This window comes from Mesorhizobium sp. P2_C4 (genome assembly GCF_056404575.1).
In genome coordinates, this window is the sequence record NZ_JBFUDT010000010.1 from 117296 (window position 1) to 133572 (window position 16277).

At 61.2% G+C, this 16277-nt stretch carries 19 protein-coding genes; 6 read left to right on the plus strand and 13 right to left on the minus strand.

The window, feature by feature from the left end; genetic code table 11:
* Nucleotides 1–83: 83 nt before the first annotated feature.
* The 5 genes from AC1DX6_RS27945 to AC1DX6_RS27965 all read right to left on the minus strand — a co-directional run bounded on the left by AC1DX6_RS27945 (nucleotide 84) and on the right by AC1DX6_RS27965 (nucleotide 5809).
* Nucleotides 84–764 carry a methyltransferase domain-containing protein gene (locus AC1DX6_RS27945; protein ID WP_477319359.1) on the minus strand — a complete coding sequence of 227 codons (681 nt, stop codon included), beginning with the start codon at nucleotides 762–764 and terminating at the stop codon, nucleotides 84–86.
* Between the two features lie 103 nt (nucleotides 765–867).
* A complete protein-coding gene (locus AC1DX6_RS27950; protein WP_477319361.1) occupies nucleotides 868–2379 on the minus strand; it encodes an alginate O-acetyltransferase AlgX-related protein in 1512 nt (503 codons plus the stop codon).
* Nucleotides 2379–3800 carry an MBOAT family O-acyltransferase gene (locus AC1DX6_RS27955; protein ID WP_477319363.1) on the minus strand — a complete coding sequence of 474 codons (1422 nt, stop codon included), beginning with the start codon at nucleotides 3798–3800 and terminating at the stop codon, nucleotides 2379–2381. Before AC1DX6_RS27955 ends, AC1DX6_RS27950 begins: the two co-directional genes overlap by 1 nt.
* Nucleotides 3801–4144: 344 nt before the next feature.
* Nucleotides 4145–4933, minus strand: a complete 789-nt coding sequence (locus AC1DX6_RS27960) for a GGDEF domain-containing protein (protein WP_477319365.1) — start codon at nucleotides 4931–4933, stop codon at nucleotides 4145–4147.
* Nucleotides 4934–5227: 294 nt separating this feature from the next.
* A complete protein-coding gene (locus AC1DX6_RS27965; protein ID WP_477319367.1) occupies nucleotides 5228–5809 on the minus strand; it encodes a hypothetical protein in 582 nt (193 codons plus the stop codon).
* Between the two features lie 302 nt (nucleotides 5810–6111).
* Here AC1DX6_RS27965 and AC1DX6_RS27970 point away from each other — a divergent pair, with 302 nt between their 5' ends.
* A complete protein-coding gene (locus tag AC1DX6_RS27970; RefSeq protein ID WP_477319368.1) occupies nucleotides 6112–6288 on the plus strand; it encodes a hypothetical protein in 177 nt (58 codons plus the stop codon).
* 31 nt (nucleotides 6289–6319) lie between these two features.
* Here AC1DX6_RS27970 and AC1DX6_RS27975 read toward each other — a convergent pair whose 3' ends face one another.
* Entirely contained in the window at nucleotides 6320–6832 is a 513-nt protein-coding gene (locus AC1DX6_RS27975; protein ID WP_477319370.1) for a DinB family protein, read from the minus strand.
* Nucleotides 6833–6894: 62 nt separating this feature from the next.
* On the opposite strand from AC1DX6_RS27975, the gene AC1DX6_RS27980 reads away from it, so the two are divergent.
* The gene (locus AC1DX6_RS27980) at nucleotides 6895–7587 is read left to right on the plus strand and encodes a glutathione S-transferase family protein (protein WP_477319372.1); all 693 of its coding nucleotides are present in this window, start codon (nucleotides 6895–6897) and stop codon (nucleotides 7585–7587) included.
* Between the two features lie 177 nt (nucleotides 7588–7764).
* Nucleotides 7765–8400, plus strand: a complete 636-nt coding sequence (bluB, locus tag AC1DX6_RS27985) for a 5,6-dimethylbenzimidazole synthase (RefSeq protein ID WP_477319374.1) — start codon at nucleotides 7765–7767, stop codon at nucleotides 8398–8400.
* Between the two features lie 40 nt (nucleotides 8401–8440).
* Here the strand turns inward: bluB and AC1DX6_RS27990 are convergent, their stop codons facing one another.
* Nucleotides 8441–8875 carry a hypothetical protein gene (locus tag AC1DX6_RS27990; RefSeq protein WP_477319376.1) on the minus strand — a complete coding sequence of 145 codons (435 nt, stop codon included), beginning with the start codon at nucleotides 8873–8875 and terminating at the stop codon, nucleotides 8441–8443.
* Between AC1DX6_RS27990 and ndk the strand changes: the two genes are divergently transcribed.
* Both ndk and AC1DX6_RS28000 read left to right on the plus strand, forming a co-directional pair.
* Complete coding sequence (ndk, locus tag AC1DX6_RS27995) at nucleotides 8850–9272, plus strand: nucleoside-diphosphate kinase (protein WP_477319378.1); 423 nt, start codon at nucleotides 8850–8852, stop codon at nucleotides 9270–9272. The two genes, AC1DX6_RS27990 and ndk, sit on opposite strands and share 26 nt — an antisense overlap.
* Nucleotides 9273–9414: 142 nt before the next feature.
* Nucleotides 9415–10023, plus strand: coding sequence for a class I SAM-dependent methyltransferase (locus AC1DX6_RS28000; protein ID WP_477319380.1), 609 nt, complete (start codon nucleotides 9415–9417; stop codon nucleotides 10021–10023).
* A gap of 49 nt (nucleotides 10024–10072) precedes the next feature.
* Here the strand turns inward: AC1DX6_RS28000 and AC1DX6_RS28005 are convergent, their stop codons facing one another.
* From AC1DX6_RS28005 to AC1DX6_RS28030, 6 genes are all read right to left on the minus strand, one after another.
* A complete protein-coding gene (locus AC1DX6_RS28005; protein WP_477319382.1) occupies nucleotides 10073–10840 on the minus strand; it encodes a YbaY family lipoprotein in 768 nt (255 codons plus the stop codon).
* Between the two features lie 69 nt (nucleotides 10841–10909).
* The gene (locus tag AC1DX6_RS28010; RefSeq protein WP_477319384.1) at nucleotides 10910–11392 is read right to left on the minus strand and encodes a molybdenum cofactor biosynthesis protein MoaE; all 483 of its coding nucleotides are present in this window, start codon (nucleotides 11390–11392) and stop codon (nucleotides 10910–10912) included.
* A gap of 1 nt (nucleotide 11393) precedes the next feature.
* Nucleotides 11394–11648, minus strand: coding sequence for a molybdopterin converting factor subunit 1 (gene moaD, locus AC1DX6_RS28015; RefSeq protein WP_477264540.1), 255 nt, complete (start codon nucleotides 11646–11648; stop codon nucleotides 11394–11396).
* Between the two features lies 1 nt (nucleotide 11649).
* On the minus strand, nucleotides 11650–12246 hold the full coding sequence (gene pgsA, locus AC1DX6_RS28020) for a CDP-diacylglycerol--glycerol-3-phosphate 3-phosphatidyltransferase (protein WP_091577231.1): 597 nt from the start codon (nucleotides 12244–12246) through the stop codon (nucleotides 11650–11652).
* 117 nt (nucleotides 12247–12363) lie between these two features.
* Nucleotides 12364–14430 carry an excinuclease ABC subunit UvrC gene (uvrC, locus tag AC1DX6_RS28025; RefSeq protein ID WP_477319386.1) on the minus strand — a complete coding sequence of 689 codons (2067 nt, stop codon included), beginning with the start codon at nucleotides 14428–14430 and terminating at the stop codon, nucleotides 12364–12366.
* Nucleotides 14427–15191, minus strand: a complete 765-nt coding sequence (locus tag AC1DX6_RS28030) for an SDR family oxidoreductase (RefSeq protein ID WP_477319388.1) — start codon at nucleotides 15189–15191, stop codon at nucleotides 14427–14429. Before AC1DX6_RS28030 ends, uvrC begins: the two co-directional genes overlap by 4 nt.
* 412 nt (nucleotides 15192–15603) lie before the next feature.
* Between AC1DX6_RS28030 and AC1DX6_RS28035 the strand changes: the two genes are divergently transcribed.
* Complete coding sequence (locus tag AC1DX6_RS28035; RefSeq protein ID WP_477319390.1) at nucleotides 15604–16263, plus strand: outer membrane protein; 660 nt, start codon at nucleotides 15604–15606, stop codon at nucleotides 16261–16263.
* Nucleotides 16264–16277 lie beyond the last annotated feature (14 nt).

A 16277-nucleotide genomic window follows, 5' to 3' on the forward strand; every position in this document is an offset into this window, starting at 1 on the left:
CGCTCTGAAACCGGAGCACCAGTTGTGTGTGCATGCTCGAGATAGTCCTCCGGCCATACGCCTCGACGAACCACATGCCTGAGCTATCTGCGCGCCACCATTGCGAGTGCTGCGGGATAATCCACCGGAAAAATTGTCAACTCGGAATAACCTGCCTCCATGAGGAAGCACCAAGCATCGGCACCGAATTCCGTATGGACCACATAGTCATCGCCGCTCTCTTGCGGGCTGCCGTGATGACTTTTCGGAAGGCCCGTTCGCCCCCTGCTCATTCGCCCGACGATGATCGGGACGGTCAAGCAGAGCGCACCCCGCGGCTTGAGAACTCGGCGGCACTCTGCCAGCGCGTGGACGGGATTGGCGACATGCTCCAGTGTATCGGAATGGACAACTATGTCGAAAGTATCATTGGGCCAGGGCAAGGCGTGCAAATCGACCTGCGGATAGGCACCGAAAACATGCTTCGGCATTTTGGACAGAACTGGATTGAGCGTGCCGGCGTCGTTCAATTCCAGAATGCGAACATGCGCAGCATCGGCAGAGACGACAAAATCCCGTAGCATATGCGTCGTTCCGCAAACGGCGCGCAGCGCATTGGCAAGTGCTATCGATCTCAGATTTGCACCGCAGCTTGCGCAAATTTCGCCTTGCTGACGGTCGACATAGCTTACTTCAGCGGGCGAGAGTTGCCATTGATCGATCAGTTGTGGCCACAGGACTGTGTGTGCCGTGAACTCGGTTCCGCCGCATACCGTGCACAACATTCAACAATGATCCCTTTGTTTGCTTTGCAGCTGTTCGCGCTCATCGCACCGGTGACGCCTGCAGCAGTGCGCGCGACGGAGCGGCTCTGACACCGAAACAGGATCATCGGATTGCTTCGCCAGCGGAGGAACGCCAGCCAAACTCTACATCCCTCATGGTCGTCTGCTGCCCGGAATCGCCTGGATCGATACGAATGGAACGCCCCGCCAGATAGTCAGGAAGAACCAGCGCAATCGCGTGGTCGCCGGCGTCGAGAGGCAGTTGAATCGAGCGACCGGCAACAAAAGCTCCATCCGGGCCATCATGGGGTGAAAAATAGATCTCGAATGTATCGGGAACTTTCAATGTCAGCTGCAGCCGAACGCAGGGGGTTCTTCCACCACCAGCCGAGACGGGCACGGTGGTGACCATTTGGGGATCGGGGGCAGTGGTGAGATAACCGTTTGCGTCCGCAACCATGGCCAGGAGCCTCGGCACGCCGGAGGCAGGAGCAAAATCCCCGCAGTCCATGGCAGCCAGTTCGTTGCGTTTGACCAGAGCCTGACCCAGCGGGCTGGGCCATGAAAGAGGGCCGGTCAGCGCCGACTCAACCACCGCTCGCTCGACACGGCTGACGATCAGCCGGTTGCTGGCGAGTATTGCGTTCGTGATCTCTTGTTGACCGGCACCCAGACCAACTGCGACCGCGTGTCGGAAAGGGTCCGTCAAGCCTACGATTTTTTTAAAGAATGAATCATGCAGGATGACGGTGGAACTCGCCTGATCGAACTGCTTGACCGAAGATAGCGCTTTTGTTTCCGCCGGGCGGTCGATCTCGCTTTCCGCTTCACCGTTGCCGACCAACAGCATCAGTGTTTCAAGATCTGCCTGGCGCAACGTCATTTTCCCGGTCAGTGCGGGCGGCTGTATCTCTTTTGCCTCCGGAAAAACCGCAACCAGCAATTGGCGAAGGGCGATGGCAGCGCCAACATAGGTCCAGTGGGTGTCCACCTTGCTATACAGCCTGTCTCCCGTTGAATTTCTTTTTGCATCCAGCTGTGAGGTCAGGTGGTCAATGACGCGAGGCGCTTCGGTCCTGATCGTCGATCGCAAAAGGTCGGCGCTCTGCTGTTTGCAGGCCCATAACTTTTCAAAATGAGGGTCGAGAAATTCTGGATAGACCGTTGATTTGTCGGGCGGAATCGCAAAGTACATCTCAATTCCGGACGCGCCGGCAACGTCGAGCATGGCGTCCATGCGGGAGACGGCCATTTCCACGTCATATTTCTTTTGACATTGGCCCTCGAACCAATCGCCCTTCCAATAGAGCCAGCCGTCCTTTCCGGTAACGACGTTGTTGTGGTCGTATTGGTGAACGATCTTCAGCAAAACGGTATTCCGAATCGAAATGGCCGATTTCTTTAGCTGGGAACGCTCCAGAAGAGCGGAAGCCATCTGATCGAATGCGCCGCTCGAGCCGGTAGAAAGCACTTCCATTGGGGGAAAGGGCGTAAATTCTCTCTGGCCATAGGGCTCAACAGCCCCCCGCACGGCAAGCACCAGCAGCGGAGACGCGACCACCGCCACGAAAGCCGCGGTGACAATGGCGTCGCATATTTTTTTTGCTGTTGTCATCAGAATTGGAAATACAAAAACGGGGTGTAGCCACCGCTCAGCGCCAACACCTGACAGACCAGCAGGGCAACAACCGTGTAGCAGGCGCCGGCGACATAGAGCCTATCGCCTCTGGTCTCGCTTGTCAGCAACTGGCCGAACGAGAGCCGGCCAGGCAGAACATAGATCGCCGCACCGGCCGCTAGGGCGATTAGGCTGGTCGTGGCTATCGGGGCTGCGGCATCAAGGCTGAATGCGCCGGCGGCGGCCGGCAAAGCCATCGCCTTCCACAATGAAATTGCCTGCTCGAGCGACGTCGAACGGAACAGCGGCCAGCTCAGCGTTACAACGGGCAGGAAGTAGGCATATCGCAGCCATTCCTTCTCGAGCACTTTGGGCCATGCGCCGGTCGCGACGCGTTCGCCCAGGATGAAAACCCCGTGGAACAGCCCCCAGCAAAAGAACGTCCACGAGGCGCCATGCCAGAGACCTGTCACCGCGAAAACGATCAACAGGTTTCGATAGGTCGCGATCCTGCCATGCCGATTTCCCCCCAAGGGTATGTACAGATAGTCGCGAAACCAGCTCGACAGCGAGATGTGCCAACGTCGCCAGAATTCGGTGATCGAACGGCTGGCGTAAGGCCTCTCAAAGTTTTCGGCAAAGCGGATGCCGAACATGCGGGCAAGGCCGATGGCCATGTCCGAATAGCCGGAGAAGTCGAAGTACAACTGGATGCCATAGGCGGAGGCCGCCAGCCATGCTGAGATGAAGGTGATGGAATCGTGCGGGGCGGCAAAAATGGCATCCGGAATAGGCGCGACGCCGTCGGCTATTATCACCTTTTTCATCAGACCATGAGCGAAGCGGGTGGCTCCGGCGGAGAAGTTCGACAGAGATACCTTCGGCGCTCGAAAGTCCTCGACTACGTCGCGATACCGTACAATCGGGCCAGCGATCAAATGCGGAAAAAACGCAAAGTACGTGCCAAAAAGCAGGACATTGGGCTCAGCCGGAATTGCGCGACGATAGACGTCGATCAGGTAGGACAATGCCTGGAAGGTAAAAAAGGATATGCCGATTGGCAGAACGACGCCGGCGAATTTCATCGCAAGGCCACTGCCGGCAACTGAATCGACGTTGGCCGCGACAAAGCCGAGATATTTGAAGAACACAAGCAAGCTGACGGGGAGAGCTATTGCTACCGCGGCAATTGCCTTTCTCGATCGAGCCCCCTTGCAGAAATCCAGGGTGAGCGCCCCGACATAGGCGACCATCAGGTCTGCGACGAGTATTATGACATATGACCCGGAGGACCAGTAGTAGAACACCAGGCTCAAAACAAGAAGGCTTGGCCTGAAGGCCGACGGTCTGGCAAAAAAGGCGATGGAAAGGGCGACCGGAAGAAAGAAAAATAGGAAGTTACTCGCCGAAAATACCATCCATCCCTCAGTCGTATTCCACGAGTTTTTAAGGTTTGAAGAGTCGACTCGACAGTCAGAACACGAAAAGCGTCCTAACATCACCACCGGAACTGCTCGATCACCTCCCGCTTTGGGATAGTAGACGGCCCGTCTAATCTGTAAATACTTATTTCTGAATCTCTGACTCCTGTTGATGAAGCCCTGTGCATAATCGCCCGCCAATGGCGCGCGGCGTCGTTGGGGGGTGGCGCGACGCCGAAATTGGGGAGGTGCTGAAGGCTCTCGTTCGAGCACGCGACCTTGACGGCCGCGGTTCACCGATCCTGGCCAGGCCGATCCCCAACCGTCGCCAGGCTCGCCGTCTAGTGGATTACTGTCGGGTCGCCGGCCATCTGGCTGCGCGGTCCTGTTATTTCAAAGCTGACCTGGTCGCGGCCGTTCGACTTGGCCTTGTAGAGATGCGTGTCCGCCACCACGAACATTTCGGCATAGGTGGTGGGGCCGCTGAAGGCGATGCCGCCAATGCTTACCGAAAGCGGGCAAGGCCGCCCGCCCGGGGCAAACTCGGCTTCGCGGATTCGACGCCGGATGCCCTCGGCGACCAGCCATGACTGCGAGGAGTCGGCGCCGGGAAGGAAGACCGCGAATTCTTCGCCACCAATTCGTCCGACGATGTCGGCACCGCGCAACTGCCCCTGGATCGTCTTGGCAATCAGCTTCAGCGCCTGATCGCCGCAATCGTGGCCGAGGCGATCGTTGATGGTCTTGAAATGGTCGGCGTCGACGATCAACAAGGCGCCGGCATTGACGACGGAATGGCTGCCCGCCTGGTCGAGATATGCCTCGACAAGCATGGAAAACGCGCCGCGGTTGAACACCGCCGTCAGGCTGTCGGTCGCCGCGACAATGCTCAGTTCCCTTTGAGCGATGGCCAACTGGCGCATCTTGTGCATCAGGAAAAAGAAAAACGATCCCCCCAGCACCAGCGGCAGCAGCAGGTCGGTGAGCTTCGCCCAGCGCAATGCGTCAGGCGACAGAGACGGAAAATTGAAGGAGTCGACGAAGAAGGCGGCGGCAATGCAAACCGCCGTGCCGGCGATGGTTACAGCTATGACCCTGCCCCAGCTCGTTGGGGACAAATCGATCCGCATGCCGTTACTCCCGCTACGTCAGCCATTTTGCAGCGGCAAGGCAAACGAAGTCCTAAGGCCATGCTTCCAACTCGAATGTGGTTAACCGCGCGTCAAAGGGTACGGATGCGCCTGCGCAGCCCGCGCCTGCAGCAAAAAGCCCGCCACCTGGGTGGCGGGCTTTCCGACTGGCCGGAGGCCAGGAGTGTGCCGTCGAAGCCTCCCGGCTGGTTCGACACTTTTGCCGGAGTTAACCGGGCCTACAGTGCGGCGCGTCCGCTCTGGACGCGCCGGGCGCTGTAGCACCCTCATGCGTTAGCGGCGTGAGATCAGCAGGCAGAGCTGCCGCAGGTCACTATCATAGGTGCCTTCGCTGGCGAGCACGTCGACGCAGCGCTTCTTCATGTGTGCGATCTGGCTGTTCGACATGCTGGCGACGACGCCAGGGAGACCAGGCGTGCCGGGTGTACCCGGGGTGCCAGGCGTGCCTGGAGTGCCGGGCGTTCCAACGCCGACTCCGACACCGACATTGACGCCATTGTTGGTACCAACGGATACGTTGGCAGTGGTGCCATTGTTGGTGCCAATGGATACGTTTGCAGTGGTGCCATTTGTACCGATGGATGCCGTGGCACCGCCACCGCCAATGGTGGCGTTCGCATCTGCGCCGCCAGCGCCGCCGATCGAAGCGTTGGCACTGGTGCGGTTACCACCCAACGACACACTGGCGTTGGCCCCGTTGGCGCCGCCCACATTCGCGCTGGCTCCGCCATTGCCGACGGTAGCGCCGCCGACGCCACCAAGGCCAATACTTTGAGCGTTTGCGGGCATGGCAAAAATAGCGATAATCACGCCACTCGCAAGTGTTCTAGCGATTTTCTTGCTGATACTATGCATGACACTCTCCTGTTTGGTCCTTCTATTTGCTGCACTGCAACAGCCTGGAATCAAACCCCGCCTCTTTGCTTGTGCATCTGAGGATACGTACGCGATCTCCTTTTAGTTTCTTAATTTTTTCTGTGGTCAAAAATTTTAGTTTGTAACCATTTCATCTCTATTCTAAAAAACTATACAATTTTTCTTAAAGGTTTAAATTTTATCGAATCGGCCAACAAAATTTCAACCAAAGATTAAGTATAAGCTCACCCTAATTTAGCGCGATGGCCGAACGGCACCGCGGACCGGCTCGGAAGTGGTCAATGACCGACTTCCAGGTCCGTGCAAAAATCCTGAATGCCGTCGCTGGACTGCACCGTTTGCGGCGCCTCAGTGAAGCGAAAAGTCGTCATGGTCAGGCTAGCGAGGAAAGCGCCGATGCCGCCGATAGCTTTCCCGCAGAAGGGGCCAGTCCAGGTGTTGTGAAAAGTTCTCGCTAGCTAGCGATGACAGCTGCGCAAGCACCCTTCGTCAGGCGTAGACGCGCCCTTCTTCGGTGCGCTGGAACAGCATCAGGTCGAGCGGCACCGAAGGCCGGCCCAGGATCGTCAGGATCGCGTGCGCCTGGCCACGATGATGGGTCTGGTGGTTGAAGACGTGAGCCAGCGCCGGCGCCAACCGCTGCGAGACGGTGCGCATGTCGGAGACGGTCATGTAGGTGAAGCGGCCCGACAGCGCCTTGTCACCGAGGCCGCCGACCCAGTCGATGATACGCCTGTCTTCGGACTCCCGCGCCATCCGCAATACGGGCAAGGCACGGTGCATGATGGCGTCGAGGCTGGCCGGTGCGTCGCCTTCGCCGGTGAAGCGTTTCATCCAGATGCGATCGGCGGTGAGCAGATGATTGAGCGTGCCCATCATCGAGCCGAAGAAGGCGCCGACATTGCGGTTGAATTCTTCGTCGTTGATTTCGCCGGCGGCATCGTAGATGCGGCCATTGGCCCATTGATTGTAGGCCGCAAACATCATGAAATGCTGTTTCATCTTTTTCTACCCGCCTCGCATCGAATCCCGAGCCTACCTAAACCGCAGGGGCGACCCCGCCAATGACCATTCTGCTCTATGAGCTCGTTGGACGCGATGCCGCGCGTCCCTTCAGCCCGCATTGCTGGAAGGCGGCGATGGCGCTTGCCCACAAGGGGCTCGACATCTCCAGCGTGCCGACGCGCTTTCTCGAAGTGCCTGCCGTCGAAGGCGGCGTCTCGAAACTCGTTCCGGTGATCCGCGACGGCGATCATGTGGTCGCCGATTCCTTCGCCATCGCGCTCTATCTCGAGGAGGCCTATCCTGAGCGGCCGACGCTGTTTGGCGGCGACGGCGGCAAGGCTGCGGCGCGCTTCATCGAGCGCTGGTCGCAGCTGACTATCCATCCCTATGTCACCACGGCCGCGATCATGGATCTTCACGCCATGCAGGACGGGGCCAATGCCGCCTATTTCCGGCAGAATCGCGAGCAGCGCTTCGGCAAGCGGCTGGAAGAGGTGATGGCGGCCCGCGACGCCGGGCTTGGGGCTTTTCGCGCCTCGCTGGAGCCATTGCGCTCGATGCTTACGTATCAGCCGTTCATCGGCGGTCCATCACCGCTGTTTGCCGACTACATCGTCTTCGGCGCACTGCAGTGGGCACGCATCGCGACGCCCTATCGGTTGCTCGACGATGGCGACGTGGTGGCGCAGTGGTTCGAACGCTGCCTCGATTTGCACGGCGGCCTCGGCCGCAAGGTGGCGGCGGCAGCCTAGGACGGCACGTCTCCCGAAAAAAGGGAGCGGATCTCAGCGGTTCTTCGCCAATCGCCAACGAAATGCGACAATGTGGATGCACAAGCGTCGCTTCACACGCCTCACCGTTGCCCTGATCCGGGCAAAGAAGACGAAAAATCCCGTGACCGGGCAATCGAAACAAGGCAGCGCGACGCCATGACGTCAGGCCCGGAATTCCGCGACGATTTTCGCGCCGAACTCGTCAATCTCTTCCTGTGGCGCCGGGACGTCAGGCGATTCAGGCCGACGCCGCTGCCCGAAGGGGCGCTGGAGCGGCTGCTCGACCTTGCCAGCGTCGCGCCGTCCGTCGGACTTAGCCAGCCCTGGCGGTTTGTCGTGGTCGAGAGTGCCAATTGCCGTGACGCCGTCAAAGCGTGCTTTGAACGCTGCAATGCGGAAGCGCTGACATCGTTCTGCGGCGAGCGCGCCGCCCTCTATGCCCGGCTGAAGCTCGCCGGCTTGAACGAGGCGCCTTGTCAATTCGCGGTTTTCGCCGACCGCACGACGGAGCAAGGGCACGGACTTGGCCGCCTGACGATGCCGGCGACAATCGAATATTCGGCGGTGATGGCGGTCCACACGCTGTGGCTGGCGGCGCGCGCCGAGGGCATCGGCATGGGCTGGGTGTCGATCCTCGACCCAGTCGAGATGGCGACGATCCTCGACGCGCCGCCGCAATGGACGCTGATCGGCTATTTCTGCGTCGGCTATCCCTCGGAGGAGCACATCACGCCGACGCTGGAGCGCGAAGGCTGGGAGTTTCGGCGGCCCTCGATGGTGATAAGGCGGTAGAGCGGCCTGCATGGGTCGACAGGCCGGAGCGGGAACCCGGTCACTTCGAGCCATCGGGGTTGAGCAGGCGGACGCAGATCGGCTCGCCTTTTTCTATGCGGGCGCATTGCCAGTCCGGACTGAGGCCGAAATTCTGTCTTTGCCCCAACCCCGGATGGAAAACCAGAACAAGGACCACAATACCAAGAGCCACGGCAATCAGCAGGATGCCGGCGACGTCGCCGTGTTTCAGCCAGGGCCAGGGCATCGTGTCCGGCGCTTGCGCTGTCCGGTCTCTCCTCTCAGGCCGCCTTTTCGCCGGGCCGACGTTTCGACCCGCGTGCAACCGCTTCCATTTTCTCGCAAAGACCGGTGCTTGACCAGAACGCCCGCGCCCCTTGGCAATAGGCCGGGCGGCTTGTATAGAGCCCGCCACCCTCAATTCCATTCTCTTAAACAAGGACGACCCCATGGCGCTCGAACGCACCTTTTCCATGATCAAGCCGGACGCGACCCGGCGCAATCTCACCGGCGCCATCACCCAGATGCTGGAAGCGGCCGGCCTGCGCGTCATCGCCTCACGCCGGGTGTGGATGAGCCGCCGCGAAGCCGAAGGTTTTTATGCCGTTCACAAGGAGCGTCCGTTCTTCGGCGAGCTGGTGGAGTTCATGTCGTCGGCGCCGACCATCGTTCAGGTGCTGGAAGGCGAGAACGCCATTGCCCGCAATCGGGAAGTGATGGGTGCCACCAACCCCGCCAATGCCGCCGAAGGCACCATCCGCAAGGTGCACGCGCTGTCAATCGGCGAGAATTCGGTGCACGGCTCGGACGCGCCGGAGACCGCCGCCGAAGAGATCAAATACTGGTTCTCGGACACCGAGATCGTCGGCTGAGCCGAAATCCCCCGCTCTGATCAAAGAGGCCGGCGTTTCGCCGGCCTTTTTTCGTTTGCGAATAGCCGGTAGGCTCCTCGACCGGTTAGACCTACGCTAAGGTCAAGGTCACGGCATTGCCGACAGTGGAGCCGAGCCGAGCATGACCAGCACCATTCCCGGCTTCTTCCAGGGCACAGAGATGCCAAACAGCGGCTGGTGGGAAGCGCTGTGGCCCGACCCGGCCGGCGTGCTCGCGGCAACGGGGATCAAGCCGGGCATGGTCGTAGTCGATCTCTGCTGTGGCGACGGTTGGTTCACGCTGCCGATCGCCAGGGTCGCCCGGCGTGTCATAGCCGTAGACATCGATCCCGATCTGCTCGAAGCCGCACGGCACCGGCTGACCGAAAGCGGCGTGGCGAATTGCGATTTTGTGGCGGGCGATGCCTGCGAGCTGGCCAAGCTGGTATCTTCACCTGTCGACTTCGTCTTCATGGCCAACGCCTTTCATGGCGTTCCGGATCGGCCGCGGCTGGCAGGTACGGTGGGCGCGACGCTTGGCCCGGGCGGCCGCTTCGCCATAGTCAACTGGCACCAGCATCCGCGCGAGAACACCACAGTGCTGGGTGAGCCGCGCGGTCCTAAGACCGAGTTGAGACTGTCCCCGCGACAGACCATCGCGGCCGTCGAAACGGCTGGCCTCAAGTTTGCCGAACTGGTCGACGTGCCGCCTTATCACTACAGCGCAGTGTTCGAAAAAACGACAGTTTGAGTGTCTTCTGGGAACCGGCAGGCCGGCACCACCTGAAGATCAGCACATTCTAGCTCGCTGCGTTGAAGCGCAGGATATCGCGGCCGTCCTTGTCGACGATGGTAAGCTTGCCGGCGTCGACATGGTACGACGCGGCCTTGGCGAGCGCCTCGAACAGCGCCTTTTCCTCGGCCATGATCTCCGGCGCACAGGCCTTGAAGGTCGAGCCGATGTCGCTGATGGCGATCGTAGAACCATCGACCTTGGCGGTGGCGAAGTAGACATTGCACGGGCCGCTGCCGCCAGCCTTGCCGGCCTCGCTGATCCGGAACGTCGCCTGCGGCTCGGCGATGACGCCGATGCCGTCAATATATTCAACCAGCCAGCTCTGCCCGATCAACGCGGCCGCCGTCGGCGTGTCGCGAGGCGCCACCATTTTCAGCACGATGGCCTGCGGCGCATCGCTCAGCGGGTCGACCTGATAGCTGACATCGGTGATGAACAGCAGCCTGTCATCGGCGGTGATGCGCGCCTGCAGCGCGTAGGTCATCTCAGGCCGGATCACGGCCGGGTCGAAGCTGATTTCGAACTTGATCGGCACCTGGCCGGCCGGCGCCACCTTGCGTTCGCCGATGATTGCGGCCGGCGCGTCGGCCAGCGACACATCGGCAAGCTGCACGGACAGCACGGCGTTGGGTGGCAGCGCGATGCGCTCGCGATACATCACCTCGCCCTTCAGGGTTTTCTCGGCAGCGACCGACAGATCGGGCACCGCAAGCACGCCGACGACCAGCGGCACGAAGCCGAAGATGAAGAATTCGGCGATCCTGTCCAGCATGACCTTGCTCCCTTTGCCTGGTGCAATTTGGCCAAGGGATTGCGGTCAATGCATGGCTGCGGCACGATTTTATTCGGTCGGCCGCTGCTTCCAACGGCGTGCCGCCGTGTTGTCGGTTTCCTTGGCGTCGACCCAGCCGCCTGCGGAGCCGTCGGCGCGATGTTCCTTCTTCCAGAAGGGTGCGCGCGATTTCAGATAATCCATCAGGAAATTCGCCGCTTCGAATGCCGCCTGCCGGTGCGCCGAGGCGGCCACGACCAGCACGATGTTTTCGCCGGGCGCTATTTTGCCATGGCGATGGATGGCGGTGAGCCCCTGCAGCGGCCAGCGCTGAATCGCTTCTGCCGCAATGCGACTGATCTCTGCTTCGGCCATGCCGGGATAATGTTCGAGTTCGAGCGCCGACAAAGCGCCCTGCTCGTCGCGGCAGAGGCCCGAGAACGTCACCACGGCGCCGATATCGGCGCGACCGGCGGTCAGCCTGGCGATTTCGGCGGCGATATCGAAATCCTGCGCCTGGATGCGCACGACAGGCACCACCGGGGACGGCATATCAGCCACCGGTCATCGGCGGGAACAGCGCGATCTCGCGCGCGCCCGATATCTTTTCGCGGTGCTCGACATGTTCCTGGTTGATGGCGACGCGGATCACATCGGGATATTGCAGCGCGTGTTCGTATTCCTCGCCGCGCGATTTCAGCCAGCGCAACAGGTCGGCGACCGTCTCGATGCCGGCGGGCAGTTCGACATCCTCTTCCGGCTTGCCGATCCGCTCGCGCACCCAGGCGAAATAGATGAGCTTTGTCATCTCACTCGTCCATGATGTGCTTGAGGCCGGCACGGAAATAATCATAGCCGGTATAGAGCGTGACCAGGGCCGCGATCCACAGCAGCACCAGTCCGGTCTGGGTGGTCAGCGGAAAAATCTTGTCGCCGGCCGGCCCGGCCAGCAGGAAGGCGATGGCGACCATCTGGATGGCGGTCTTCCACTTGGCCAGTTGTGTCACCGGCACCGAAACCTTTAGTGCCGCCAGATATTCGCGCAGGCCCGAGACCAGTATTTCGCGGCACAGGATGATGATCGCCGCCCACAGCGACCAGCCGGCGATGCCGGCGTGGCGGTCGGTGTCGGCCGCCAGCAGCAACAGGCATGTGGCGACCAGCAATTTGTCGGCGATCGGATCGAGCATCTTGCCGATGTTGGAGGTCTGCTGCCAGGCGCGCGCCAGATAGCCGTCGAGATAATCGGTGATCGAGGCCAGCAGGAAGATGATCAGCGCCGACCAGCGGGCGAAGTCGCTCGATTTCAGATGCCCTTCGAGAAAAAAGCACAGCACCACCAGCGGCACCGCGATAATGCGGGCGTAGGTGAGCATGTTGGGCAGGTTGAACGCGCGCTTGGCCATGTGCGGGGGGACTCTTTCTTCCTGCGTACTCAAATCAGAAGCGAATGTGGGGGGTCAACTGGCGAGTGTCGATGGACCAAGCGAAAATAGCTCATTTCGTCATCCCAGGACCAACGCTCAACTCTCGTGGAAATGGTTGTAGACCAGTTTGGCCACCTGCTCGGAAATGCCGTCGACCACCATCAGATCCTCCATCGCGGCGCGGCTGACCGCCTTGGCGGTGCCGAAATGCATCAGCAGCGCGCGCTTGCGGCCGGGACCGATGCCGCTGATCTCGTCGAGCGGGCTCTTGACCATCTCCTTTTTGCGTCGCGCACGGTGCGAGCCGATGGCAAAGCGGTGGACCTCGTCGCGCAGCCGCTGGACGAAATACAGCACTGGATCACGCACGGGCAGCGAGAACGAGTCCCTGCCCCTGACGAAGAAGCGCTCGCGGCCGGCATCGCGGTCCTGGCCTTTGGCGATGCCGATCGCCACGACGCGGTCCTCGATGCCGAGATCGGCGAGAATCTTGCGCACCGCCGACATCTGGCCCTGGCCGCCATCGATCAGGATGACGTCGGGCCAGGCCGGGAAACTGCCGGAAATGTCGTCTTCAATGTCGTCGCCGGCTTCCGCCGCAACCGCAGCGTCGGGCGCAACATCGCCATGTTCTTTGAGCAGTCGCGAAAAACGCCGCTCCATCACTTCGCGCATCATGCCGAAATCGTCGCCCGGCGTGATCTCGGTCGAGCGGATGTTGAATTTGCGGTACTGGTTTTTCACAAAACCTTCCGGCCCGGCGACAACCATGGCGCCGACCGCATTGGTGCCCATGATGTGCGAGTTGTCGTAGACCTCGATGCGCACCGGCGGTTTTGCCAGGCCGAAGGTCTCGGCGAAACCGGCGAGCAGCCGCCCTTGCGTCGAGGTTTCGGCCAACCGGCGACCGAGCGCCTCACGGGCGTTCTGCAGCGCGTTGTCGGTCAAATCCTTCTTCTCACCACGCTGCGGCACCGAGATCGCCACCTTACGGCCGGCGCGGGTGGAGAGAGCCTCGGCGAGCAATTCCTGGTCCTCGACGCCATGCGACAACAAGATGGCGCGCGGCGTCGGCTTGTCGTCATAGAACTGCGCCAGGAACGAGCCCAGCACCTCGGCCGCCTCCAGTGCCGGATCGGCCTTGGGGAAATAGGCGCGGTTGCCCCAGTTCTGGCCGGTGCGGAAGAAGAACACCTGGATGCAGACCTGACCGCCTTCCTGGTGGATGGCAAAGACATCGGCCTCGTCGACGGTCGCCGGGTTGATGCCCTGGTGGCTCTGCACATGCGAGAGGGCCGCCAGCCGGTCGCGATAGATGGCGGCGCGCTCGAAATCGAGGCTTTCCGAGGCCAGTTGCATGGCGGATGAGATTTCCGTCTTCACCTTCTGGCTGCGGCCCGACAGAAAATCCTTGGCCTCGCCGACCAGCTCGGCATAGTCGGTATGCGAGATCTCGCCGGTGCATGGGCCGGCGCAGCGCTTGATCTGATAGAGCAGGCACGGCCGGGTACGGTTCTCGTAGAAGGAGTTGGTGCAGCTCCTCAAGAGGAAGGCGCGCTGCAACGAATTGATGGTGCGGCCAACGGCGCCGGCCGAGGCGAAGGGGCCGAAATAGTCGCCTTTGCGCGAGCGCGCGCCGCGATGCTTGTAAATGCCCGGCGACACATGATCGCCGGTCAGCAGGATATAGGGGAACGACTTGTCGTCCCGCATCAGCACATTGAATCTTGGCCGCAAGCGCTTGATAAGATTGGCTTCGAGCAGCAGCGCTTCGATCTCGGTGCGGGTAACGACGAACTCCATCGTCGAGGTCTCGCGCACCATGCGGCCGATGCGGCTGGTGTGGAACCGGCCTTGCGCGTAGCTGGTCACCCGCTTCTTCAGGCTGCGCGCCTTGCCGACATAGAGAACGTCGCCGGCGGCGTTCATCATACGGTAGACGCCGGGTGCGTTGGGCAGCCGCTTGACCAGCGTCTGGATGACCTCGGCGCCGACCATGCCGTCGGCGTCACCGGCATGCGGCGTCCAGTCGATGGCCGTGAAGGCGACGTCCGGGCCGGCCGGCGTGACGATCTCTTCTACCGCCTCGTCCTCGATGTCGATTTCGGGAGGCAGGTCGTCGGCGCCGCCGCGCGTCTTGTGTTTCTGCTCTACAGGACTCATTCCGTCATGCCTGTCACATCCGGCGTCTGCCATGCAAGATGCTGGCCGCCATCGAGGGCAATCATCTGGCCGGTAACCGAGCGCGCCGCCCAGAAATAGCGGATGGTGGCGCCGAATTCCGACAGGTCCGGTGCACGCTTCAGGATCAGGCCGTCGACCTGCGCGGCAAAATCGTCGTCGTCCTGGCGGGTGTTCTTCAAGGTCGGGCCGGGACCAATGGCGTTGACGCGGATGCGCGGACCCAGCGCCTGCGCCATCATCTGCGTCGCCGTCCACAGCGTCGACTTCGACAGCGCGTAGGAGAAATAGCGCGGGGTTGGCCGCCAGACACGCTGGTCGATGATGTTGACGATCAGCCCCTCCTTCCCCTCCGGCAGGGCGCGGGCGAAGGCCTGCGCCAGCAGCGCCGGTGCCTTGATATGGACGGCGAAGTGGCGATCCCAGGCCTGCCAGTCGAAATCCTGGACACTGTCGTCGACGAACAGCGAGGCGTTGTTGACCAGAAGCGTCACGGGGCCGAGCGCTGCCTCGGCGCGGCCGACCAGATCGCCGACGGCGTCCATGTCGGTGAGGTCGGCCGCAAGTGCCGCGGCGCGGCCACCGGCATCCCTGATCAGGGCAGCCAGCGCTTCCGCCTCGGCCAGCGAATTGTTGGCGTGGATGGCGACGGCAAAACCATGCGCGGCAAGATCTTCGACGATCGCCTTGCCGATCCGCTTGGCACCGCCCGTTACCAGTGCGGTCCCGGCCGCTTCATTCATCTGTCAATCCTCAAATTGCGGCCTCGATTCCGGTCCGCCGGCAAATATGGCCCGCCAGGGGGTTAAATGCCGTTTCCACCTGGGGCGGGATTGTGGCGAACGGCCCTATCGGCTCTCCGAGCCTGCCAAGACTCGGGGTGGGCCGAACCGCAATATAGGGCGCTGGACTCCTTGCACCAAGCCGTGTGCAGCGCAGCATGACAAGCTTGCTGACATCTCGCTGTTGCGAAGATGCAACGTCAAGGTTCAGCCTCATTCGCGCCGGGGAATGACCCAAGTTCAGGTTCGCTTCAGCCGCATTTTGACACGACATTTGGAACTGTTGAACGCCAGATCCGTTTCACCCCCCGGATGGGTCGATGGCGCTCATGACAAACAAGCCTGTGTCCTGTGGCTTAAGGAGTAAAGAACAATGCAAGCCAATCTTAAATTTGCGCGACCTCTTGCGGTGGCGCTCGGGCTCTTCGCCCTCAGTGGAACTGCCTACGCCGCGGACGTCGTCTCGGAAGAGCCGCCGGCACCCGCCCCGATCGCCGAGCTCCCCGTCGCGTCCTGGGCTGGTCCCTATGCCGGTCTCAACGTTGGCTATGGCTTTAGCGGCCATACCAAGGAAAGGGATTTCGACGTGGACGTCGGCACCAAGGGTTTCGTCGGCAGTGTCTTCGGCGGCTACCAGTGGCAGCAGGAGAACTTCGTCTACGGCGCTGAAGCCGAACTCGGCTACAACGGCGTCAAAGGCGATGAAGCCGGTGTGAATTCCAAGGCCGGCTTCGATGGTTCGCTGCGTGCCCGCCTCGGCTACGCCGTGACCCCGGAAATCCTGCTCTATGGTACCGGCGGTCTCGCCGGCAGGAGCTTGAAGGTAGAAGATACGGTGCTTGGCACCAGCGATAGCGCTACCATGCTTGGCTGGACCGCCGGTGTCGGCACCGACATCAAGATCACCGACAATGTGTTCGGCCGTGTCGAGTATCGCTACACTGACTATGGCGACAAGGACTTCGGCGGCGGCATCGGTAACGTCAAGGCCACCGACAACCGCGTCACCTTCGGCGTCGGTATGAAGTTCTAAGTCGTTCAAGCCAC

What these genes read in the sequence shown, in the direction of transcription:
- AC1DX6_RS27945 (WP_477319359.1), bottom strand. Translation starts at nt 764, where the DNA reads ATGTTGTGCACGGTATGCGGCGGAACCGAGTTCACGGCACACACAGTC.
- AC1DX6_RS27950 (WP_477319361.1), bottom strand. Translation starts at nt 2,379, where the DNA reads ATGACAACAGCAAAAAAAATATGCGACGCCATTGTCACCGCGGCTTTC.
- AC1DX6_RS27955 (WP_477319363.1), bottom strand. Translation starts at nt 3,800, where the DNA reads ATGGTATTTTCGGCGAGTAACTTCCTATTTTTCTTTCTTCCGGTCGCC.
- AC1DX6_RS27960 (WP_477319365.1), bottom strand. Translation starts at nt 4,933, where the DNA reads ATGCGGATCGATTTGTCCCCAACGAGCTGGGGCAGGGTCATAGCTGTA.
- AC1DX6_RS27965 (WP_477319367.1), bottom strand. Translation starts at nt 5,809, where the DNA reads ATGCATAGTATCAGCAAGAAAATCGCTAGAACACTTGCGAGTGGCGTG.
- AC1DX6_RS27970 (WP_477319368.1), top strand. Translation starts at nt 6,112, where the DNA reads ATGACCGACTTCCAGGTCCGTGCAAAAATCCTGAATGCCGTCGCTGGA.
- AC1DX6_RS27975 (WP_477319370.1), bottom strand. Translation starts at nt 6,832, where the DNA reads ATGAAACAGCATTTCATGATGTTTGCGGCCTACAATCAATGGGCCAAT.
- AC1DX6_RS27980 (WP_477319372.1), top strand. Translation starts at nt 6,895, where the DNA reads ATGACCATTCTGCTCTATGAGCTCGTTGGACGCGATGCCGCGCGTCCC.
- bluB (WP_477319374.1), top strand. Translation starts at nt 7,765, where the DNA reads ATGACGTCAGGCCCGGAATTCCGCGACGATTTTCGCGCCGAACTCGTC.
- ndk (WP_477319378.1), top strand. Translation starts at nt 8,850, where the DNA reads ATGGCGCTCGAACGCACCTTTTCCATGATCAAGCCGGACGCGACCCGG.
- AC1DX6_RS27990 (WP_477319376.1), bottom strand. Translation starts at nt 8,875, where the DNA reads ATGGAAAAGGTGCGTTCGAGCGCCATGGGGTCGTCCTTGTTTAAGAGA.
- AC1DX6_RS28000 (WP_477319380.1), top strand. Translation starts at nt 9,415, where the DNA reads ATGACCAGCACCATTCCCGGCTTCTTCCAGGGCACAGAGATGCCAAAC.
- AC1DX6_RS28005 (WP_477319382.1), bottom strand. Translation starts at nt 10,840, where the DNA reads ATGCTGGACAGGATCGCCGAATTCTTCATCTTCGGCTTCGTGCCGCTG.
- AC1DX6_RS28010 (WP_477319384.1), bottom strand. Translation starts at nt 11,392, where the DNA reads ATGCCGTCCCCGGTGGTGCCTGTCGTGCGCATCCAGGCGCAGGATTTC.
- moaD (WP_477264540.1), bottom strand. Translation starts at nt 11,648, where the DNA reads ATGACAAAGCTCATCTATTTCGCCTGGGTGCGCGAGCGGATCGGCAAG.
- pgsA (WP_091577231.1), bottom strand. Translation starts at nt 12,246, where the DNA reads ATGGCCAAGCGCGCGTTCAACCTGCCCAACATGCTCACCTACGCCCGC.
- uvrC (WP_477319386.1), bottom strand. Translation starts at nt 14,430, where the DNA reads ATGAGTCCTGTAGAGCAGAAACACAAGACGCGCGGCGGCGCCGACGAC.
- AC1DX6_RS28030 (WP_477319388.1), bottom strand. Translation starts at nt 15,191, where the DNA reads ATGAATGAAGCGGCCGGGACCGCACTGGTAACGGGCGGTGCCAAGCGG.
- AC1DX6_RS28035 (WP_477319390.1), top strand. Translation starts at nt 15,604, where the DNA reads ATGCAAGCCAATCTTAAATTTGCGCGACCTCTTGCGGTGGCGCTCGGG.